The organism is uncultured Psychrosphaera sp. (assembly GCF_947500655.1).
Taxonomy (GTDB): domain Bacteria; phylum Pseudomonadota; class Gammaproteobacteria; order Enterobacterales; family Alteromonadaceae; genus Psychrosphaera.
In genome coordinates this window covers 1-1587 of the sequence record NZ_CANMSK010000041.1, presented here as the reverse complement: position 1 = coordinate 1587, position 1587 = coordinate 1, and the positions used below count along the sequence as shown (strand labels likewise).

1 protein-coding gene is annotated in these 1587 nt (G+C 39.6%); it reads right to left on the bottom strand.

What is annotated here, in order from left to right; all coding sequences use genetic code 11:
• Positions 1–325: 325 nt before the first annotated feature.
• A complete protein-coding gene (locus Q0940_RS16995) occupies positions 326–1480 on the bottom strand; it encodes an IS110 family transposase (protein WP_299271130.1) in 1155 nt (384 codons plus the stop codon).
• Between the last annotated feature and the right edge of the window lie 107 nt (positions 1481–1587).

Sequence of the window (1587 nt, the reverse complement as noted above, 5' to 3'; positions counted from 1 at the left end):
GCGTTGGTATGACTCCCCACGTCAAGTTAAAAACACTGATCCCTCTTAATCTTTTAAGCCTTTAATAGTTATTTTTTTCTCAATTTAAAGTTGAGTTAACGTATTAGATGAAGCAAGTAATTTCGTCGGTTTTCATGCTGGTATTCGTGGATTATTAACTTTTCAGTCAACAGCGCCTACCTTACTTATTCCGTCGTGACACCTATCTTCAGTCTATGTTCGTGGTTCAATCAATATTTCTATTCATTGCCATCCTAACGCCCTCGGTGGTTGTGCCACATCCGATGCTTGATCTAAATACGTTAACTCAAAAACAGTTTTCATTTTATGCTGGAACCCTTGCAATACGCAGTTTCGGATTAACAGGGGTTAATACCACTTCTCTTGATATTGCCCATATATAGGCGATCATTTCCCGAGCAATTGCCGTCACCGCGACATTGTAGTGCTTACCTTTATGTATAAGTCGTTGGTAACGACGACATAGCCTTAATTGCGCTTGCCATGCAATATCAACGATCTCTTTAGGTAATCCTTCTTGTCGCTTTTGTAAATCAGTTGATATGTTGGCCTGAAATCGATAAGCGTGCGCACCTTCAACTAACAATCGTCGCGCTCGGCCATTACCACATTTAGTGATCGCCCCTTGTCGTTGCTTACCTCCACTAGAATGTTCGCTTGAAACAAGACCTAAATAACTCATCAGTTTTCTAGGATGGTCAAAACGGGTTAAATCACCGAGCTCTGCAATAACACCTGTAGCCACCAATAAAGCAACACCACGCATAGCTTGTATGGCCTTTACAACAGGATAAAAACGCCAGTTTCTTACATGATGTTCTAATTCATTATCAAGTCGTTTTAATCGAGCAATTCGTTCATTTATGGTGTGCAAGTATTCTTGAAGCACAATATGTTGAGCAGGATGGGGCAATATTAATTCAGTTAACCAACGTAAATGTTTTAATGACCAATTAGCCGTGCCTGAATAATTGATATTATTCCTAAGTAAAAGCGCTTTAAGCTGATACTTAGCGTCTTTTAAGTCTTTCATTGCGGTTTCACGTGCGCGTGATAAATCACGAACGGCTTCATCTTCGGTTTCAGGTACATAGATGGCGGTTAAGTCTTCAGATTTAAGTAACTTAGCCAAATTCATAGCGTCACGCTTATCGGTTTTAACTTTATCGCCTGGTTTCTTAGGTATAAGAGAAGGAGCGACCACATAACAACAATGACCAAGGCTGGTTAATAATCGGTAAATCCAATAACCACATGGACCGGCTTCATAGACAAAGTGTAATGTTGCGTTTGGGTATTTAGATTCAAATTGTCGAACGAGTTTTTTGATTGCGACTTTAGCCGAGGATATTCGGCCAAAGTGAACGGTTTTAGCGCCACGTTGATCTTCAATGTAAGCCACTTCAACAAATTCTTTGTGAGTGTCCAAACCAATAAAAAGTATGTTATGTTTATTCATGCTGATCTCCGATTTAGTTTATTTAACATTAACTATTATGGCTTTTGCTTTCAGCTAACCCACGATTAATTGGAGATCAGCACTTTCGTGGGGAGTCATTATGTCTA

Bases quoted from the DNA above. Each gene is read 5' to 3' on its own strand.
- Q0940_RS16995 (WP_299271130.1), bottom strand. From the start codon at position 1,480: ATGAATAAACATAACATACTTTTTATTGGTTTGGACACTCACAAAGAA.